The organism is Nocardia cyriacigeorgica NBRC 100375 (genome assembly GCF_000308555.1).
In the GTDB taxonomy this organism is placed as follows: domain Bacteria; phylum Actinomycetota; class Actinomycetes; order Mycobacteriales; family Mycobacteriaceae; genus Nocardia; species Nocardia cyriacigeorgica.
Window position 1 is genome coordinate 24,936 of record NZ_BAFY01000011.1, and the last position, 6,109, is coordinate 31,044.

The window sequence follows — 6,109 nt, forward strand, 5'->3', positions numbered from 1 at the left end:
AAAGGCCTTGGTTGAGATGAGTGAAGAGCCGACCGGCGCCGATCTGGCCGAAGCCGTCGTCAAGGGCCCGCCCAAGACTCTGGCCGGTGGCCTGATCAAGGCGGTCCGGCCCCGGCAGTGGGTCAAGAACGTCCTGGTGCTGGCCGCGCCTCTCGCCGCGGGCCCCGACGTACTCGGCGACGCCTCGGTGCTCGCGCATGTCGCGATCGCCTTCGTCGTGTTCTGCATGGCGGCCTCGGGTATCTACCTGGTCAACGACTCGATGGACGTCGAGGCCGACCGCGCTCACCCGACCAAGCGCTACCGGCCGATCGCTGCCGGTGTGGTGCCGGTGAACCTGGCCTACCTGCTCGCGGTGGTGCTGCTGGCCGGTTCGATCCTCGGCTCGCTGCTGGCCTCCTGGCAGCTCGCGGTCGTGATGGCGGTCTACATCGGTATCCAGCTCGCCTACTGCTTCGGGCTCAAGCACCAGGCCGTGCTCGATATCTGCATCGTGTCCTCGGGCTTCCTGCTGCGCGCCGTCGCCGGTGGCGCGGCCGCCGATATCGGCCTGTCGCAATGGTTCCTGCTGATCATGGCCTTCGGTTCGCTGTTCATGGCGGCCGGCAAGCGCTATGCCGAATTGCAGATCGCGCTGGGTACCGGCGCCAAGATCCGCAAGTCGCTCGAGTACTACACGCCCACCTACCTGCGTTTCATCTGGACGCTGGCCGCGACCGCGGTGGTGGTGTTCTACGGCCTGTGGGCCTTCGAGCAGGGCGAAGCCAATAACACGAACTGGTACGCCATCTCGATGGTTCCGTTTACCATCGCAATCCTGCGGTACGCGGTCGACGTCGATGGCGGCGAGGCCGGCGAACCGGAAGAGATCGCGCTGGGGGACCGGGTCCTCCAGTTCCTCGCAATCGCCTGGATCGGAGCGGTAGGTGTCGCTGTCTATCTCACCTGACGAGATGCTGGTAGCGGGAGCGGAGGGAACCGAATACGCGGACCGGGCGGCTGCCGAGGAGCAGTCCGCCCCGGCTTCGCGTATCGCCCGACTATCCCGGGCCACATTCGTCGGTGGGGTGGTGCTGACCGCCGCACTGTTCGCGATCGGTGGCTGGCAACGCCGCTGGATCGCCGACGACGGCCTGATCGTGCTGCGCACCGTGCGCAATCTGCTCGCGGGCAATGGCCCGGTGTTCAACGCGGGCGAGCGGGTCGAAACCAACACCAGCACCGCCTGGACCTACATCGTCTGGTTCTTCAGCTGGCTCACCCAGGCGCGCCTGGAGTACGTCGTGCTCGGCGTCGCGTTGACGTTGTCGGTGCTGGCGATCGTGTTCGCCATGCTCGGCTCGGCGCGGCTGTGGGGCGGATCGTCTTCGGCGCTGCTGCTGCCGGCGGGTGCGCTGGTCTACATCGCGGTGCCGCCTGCTCGTGACTATGTGACCTCCGGTCTGGAGAGCGGCCTGGTGATCGCCTGGCTCGGCCTGCTGTTCTGGTTGATGATGCGGTGGAGCCAGGCCGAACGGGTGCGGGTGCCCGGCCTGCTCGGGCTGGTGTTCCTCGCCGGTCTGGCGCCGCTGATCCGTCCGGAGATGACGCTGGTCGGCGGCCTGGCGCTGTTGATGATCTTCCTGGCGCCGATGCCTGCGACCCGGCTGCGGCCGAGCGTGCTGCGGCTGATCATCGTCGCGGTGGCCGGGCTGCTGCCGCTGGGCTACCAGATCTGGCGGATGGGCTATTACGGTCTGCCGTACCCGAATACGGCCGTGGCCAAGGATGCCGCCGGCGCGAAATGGGAGCAGGGTTTCACCTACCTGTGGGATCTGGTCGGACCGTACTTCCTGTGGGTCCCGCTGCTGATCCTGCTCATCGCCGGAATCGTCGCCGCGCGCGCCGGACGGGCCGGTGCCGAGCAGGCCGAGCACCCCGATGAGCCACGGGCCCGCTGGACGCTCCGGTTCCGGCGGTGGCTGCGTTCGCCGAGTGCCGTCGTCGCGCTGATGCTCGGCAGCGGCGTCATCCTGACCGTCTACGCGCTGCGTGTCGGCGGCGACTTCATGCACGGCCGGATGCTGCTGTCGCAGCTGTTCTGCCTGCTCGCCCCGGTCATGGTGCTGCCGGTGCGGTTGCCCGAAGCCGGATTCCGGTCGATCCCGGCGCGCAGCGGCGCGTTCGTGCTGACCTCGCTGGCGCTGGTCGGCACGGTGGTCTGGTCGCTGCTGGCCATGGGCACCACCGCGATCACCACCGGCACCAAGATCAGCTCGTCCGGCATCGTCGACGAGCGCGTCTACTACGTGCTCAACACCGGCCACGACCATCCCATCCTGGCCGAGGACTACCTCGACTACGCCCGGATGCGGCCGATGGTCAACGACATCATGGCCAATCCCAACGGCGGGCTGCTGCTGAATTCGCCGTCGTTCATGTTCTGGTACGTGGCGCCGCCGCCGCAGCCCATCCCCGAGGGCGGCGCCGGCCATACCGTCTACTTCCTGAACCTGGGCATGACCAGCATGAACGTCCCGCTGGACGTGCGGGTGATCGACCCGATGGGCCTGGCCTACCCGCTGGCCGCGCACACCGAACGGCTCGAGGACGGCCGCATCGGCCACGACAAGAGCCTGTTCCCGGACTGGGTCATCGTCGATACCGGCATGGTGGACCAGAAGCCGTGGATGCCCTGGTACCTGGACGAGAAGTGGGTGACCCAGGCGCGGGTGGCGATGTCGTGCCCGCAGACCCACGCCCTGCTGCTGTCCTACCGCGACGAGCTGACATGGGATCGGTTCAAGCACAACCTCCGCAACGCGCTGAACTTCGCGAAGTACCGTATCGAACGGGTGCCCAAGTACGAGATCCAGCGTTGCGGGTTGGTCGATCCCTACCCGCAGCCACCGCGCTAGCGCGTTATCGACACGCCGGAAACAAAGCGGCGTGCCTCACTTTGTCTCGTTTTGATAACGCCCTGGCATAGGTCACGGGTTAGGCTGCCGTGGTACCCCGCCGTGTCCTGCCCGAAACGTGGGCCGGGGCACGGTGGCACCGAGGAACGCGGCGACCGCCGCATGACGAAAGGCCGAGAACACATGCGAGGCGTGATCGCGCGCAGAGCGCACGGTGGCCGACCGGGAGTCCGAAGAGCCGGTTCCTGGTTGAAGCGATCGATGCTCATGTCGCTGGCAGTGCTGCTACCGCTCGGGGCGTCGGTGGCAGGCCCCGGCGCGACGGCGTCGGCGGCATTCAACCCCGCCGGAATCGACTTCTGGGTCGATTCGGAGATGGGGCCGATCAAGTCCCGCGTCTTCCGCGCCGCGGACGGCAACACCAACCGGGTCGTCTACGCCCTGGACGGTATGCGGGCCCGTGGCGACCTGAACGGCTGGGAGATCGAGACCGAGGTCGTCCGCGAGCTGACCAAGTGGAACATCAACGTGGTCATGCCCGTGGGTGGTCCGTCGAGTTTCTACGCCGACTGGAACGGCCCGAGCGATTTCCTCGGCCTGAACACCGGTTCGGCGGGTTCGTCGTCGGGCTCGTCGTCCGGCTCGGCCGCGACGGGTTCCTCCGGCTGGACCGAGACCCTGGGCAAGACCAACACCTACAAGTGGGAAACCTTCCTCACCAAGCACCTGCGCTGGGCGTTGCGCGACCGGCTCGGGTTCAACCCGAACAACAACGGCGTCTTCGGCCTGTCGATGGGCGGTAGCGCCGCGCTGACCCTGGCCGCCTACCACCCGGACCAGTTCAGCTTCGCCGGCTCCTACTCCGGTTACCTGAACATCTCCGCGCCCGGTATGCGTGAGGCGCTGCGTGTGGCCATGCTGAGTGCCGGTGGTTACAACATCGACGCCATGGCGCCGCCGTGGGGTCCGCAGTGGCTGCGGATGGATCCGTTCGTGTTCGCTCCGCGACTGAAGGCCAACAACACCAGGCTGTGGGTCGCCGCGGGCAGTGGCCTGCCGGGCCCGGCCGACGCCACCGCGCCGCTCGACATCATCCAGGGCATGCCGCTGGAGGCGCTCGCGCTGGTCAACACCAGGGCCTTCCAGGTCCGCATGATGACGCTGGGCGCGAACAACGTGACCTACAGCTTCCCGCCCGTCGGTGTGCACAACTGGCGCAACTGGGAGTCCGAGGTCTACCGGATGATCCCCGACCTGTCGGCCCACATCGGCTAGGCAGCGGGTCCGATATCGCAGGCCGCCCGGCGCATCGCGCGCCGGGCGGCCGGTCTCGTTTCAGGGCACGTCCGCCCACCGCGCGGCAACGAATGTGCATACGGAAGCCCGCCGCAGTTGTGGGATGGATCACCATCCAGCAACATGGAGGCATTCATTGTCGATTGATACATCAGGAACATGCACACAGGTGGGCGCGTTTCATGATCGTTCGACGCGGTCGCCCGGTGTCCGATGAGGAGGCCGGTGTCGTAGCCATACGATTGCTGACCGGCCGTTCAGGCGAAAGGTCTAGTCGAATGCGAAGTGCGCGCAGGCCCGGTAGAACCACTCGGTCCGGCTCATGGGTGAAGCGGGCGGCGATAGGTGTCGCCGCGGCGATGCTCGTCCCCATGGGGGTGTCCATAGCGGGTCCGGCCGCGCCGGCCTCGGCGGCGTTCAACCCGGCCGGTTTCGATTTCTGGGTCGATTCCGGGATGGGCCCGATCAAATCGCGCATCTTCCGCGCCAAGGACGGCAACACCAACCGCGTGGTCTACGCCCTCGACGGTCTTCGTGCTCCGGAGACGCTGAGCGGCTGGGAGATCGACACCAACGTCGCGCAACTGCTGACCGACTGGAACATCAATGTGGTGATGCCGGTCGGCGGTATGTCCAGCTTCTACGCCGACTGGAATGCGCCGAGCAGTTTCGCGGGCATCCCGCCGGGCACCGGTTCGTCGTCGGGTTCGGGTGCGCTCAACGCGCTCGCCGCGGGTCCGGGTAAGAGCTACCGGTATCAGTGGGAGACCTTCCTGACCCAGAATCTGCGCTGGGCGCTGCGCGACCGGCTCGGCTTCAATCCCAACCGTAATGGCGTATTCGGTTTGTCGATGGGCGGAAGCGCCGCGCTGACGTTGGCCGCCTATCACCCCGATCAGTTCAGTTTCGCCGGTTCCTACTCGGGCTACCTCAACATTTCCGCACCGGGTATGCGCGAGGCGATTCGGCTGGCAATGCTCGACGCGGGCGGCTACAACGTCGATTCGATGGCGCCGCCGTGGGGCCCGCAGTGGCTGCGGATGGATCCGTTCGTGTTCGCGCCGCTGCTGCGTGACCACAACACCCGCCTGTGGATCTCTGCGGGCAGCGGCCTGCCCGGCCCGACCGACCCGCCCACCGCGGGCACCGTGAACGGGATGGCGCTCGAGGCGCTGGCCCTGGCGAATACCCGTGCGTTCCAGATCCGGATGGCGACCCTCGGCGCCAACAATGTGGTCTATTCGTTCCCGAACGTCGGTATTCACGCCTGGTCCTACTGGGCCGAGGAGGTCGCCCGGATGACGCCGGATCTGTCGGCGCATATCGGCTGACGCCGACATTCGGCAGGGCCCTGTCCGGCGCACCCGTCACGGGTGTCCGGACAGGGCCCGAATTCATGTTGTCCGGCTATTTTCGGCGCATTTCTACCGCTATTTCATCGAATCGATGTGCGAAGTGCGAAGTACGCGGGAAAGTTGCCGGGCTCGACGCCGCGTAGAGTTCGCTGCGGTCCGTTCATGATCACTTCATCCGGCGGGCGGGAACGTTCGCTCGGCGTTGGTGATCTTGGTGCGCGCCCGTTGATTTGGGATAACGAACAAATAATGAGGTCCGTCGCGACATCAACCACCGGACACGGTAGTGTCACCGCACGATCACCGATTGTCGCGGACCGATTTCCGGCCAGGCAGATCAACCCGGGTCTTGCTAACGATTCGGGGGTCGAATATCGTCCAGCGAGCATCAGTGTGACCAGATCGTTGTAGCGCCGTCGACGGCTGTACCGGAAGGTCGGGATTCGGGTACAGGCCCCGGCGGCGTCTCGTTGACACAGAACGGGTGTCGCCCGCAGCCGCGGGTGGCTCCACAACAGCAGAAAGAGAGCAGGATTCATGCGTTTCGGCAGGGCGCGCCCG

Annotated in this window: 4 protein-coding genes; all 4 read left to right on the top strand. The window is 66.5% G+C overall.

All coding sequences use genetic code 11. The features are described 5' to 3' along the window. Window positions 1–16 precede the first annotated feature (16 nt). The 4 genes from RJ05_RS00760 (at window position 17) to RJ05_RS00775 (ending at window position 5,524) form a co-directional block, all read left to right on the top strand. Complete coding sequence (locus RJ05_RS00760) at window positions 17–949, top strand: decaprenyl-phosphate phosphoribosyltransferase (RefSeq protein ID WP_036531724.1); 933 nt, start codon at window positions 17–19, stop codon at window positions 947–949. A gap of 4 nt (window positions 950–953) precedes the next feature. Beyond that, complete coding sequence (locus RJ05_RS00765; protein WP_085996140.1) at window positions 954–2,897, top strand: arabinofuranosyltransferase AftB family protein; 1,944 nt, start codon at window positions 954–956, stop codon at window positions 2,895–2,897. Window positions 2,898–3,080: 183 nt separating this feature from the next. Further along, the gene (locus RJ05_RS00770; RefSeq protein ID WP_373365041.1) at window positions 3,081–4,172 is read left to right on the top strand and encodes an alpha/beta hydrolase; all 1,092 of its coding nucleotides are present in this window, start codon (window positions 3,081–3,083) and stop codon (window positions 4,170–4,172) included. Between the two features lie 299 nt (window positions 4,173–4,471). Continuing rightward, on the top strand, window positions 4,472–5,524 hold the full coding sequence (locus tag RJ05_RS00775) for an alpha/beta hydrolase (RefSeq protein WP_081597096.1): 1,053 nt from the start codon (window positions 4,472–4,474) through the stop codon (window positions 5,522–5,524). Window positions 5,525–6,109: the final 585 nt, after the last annotated feature.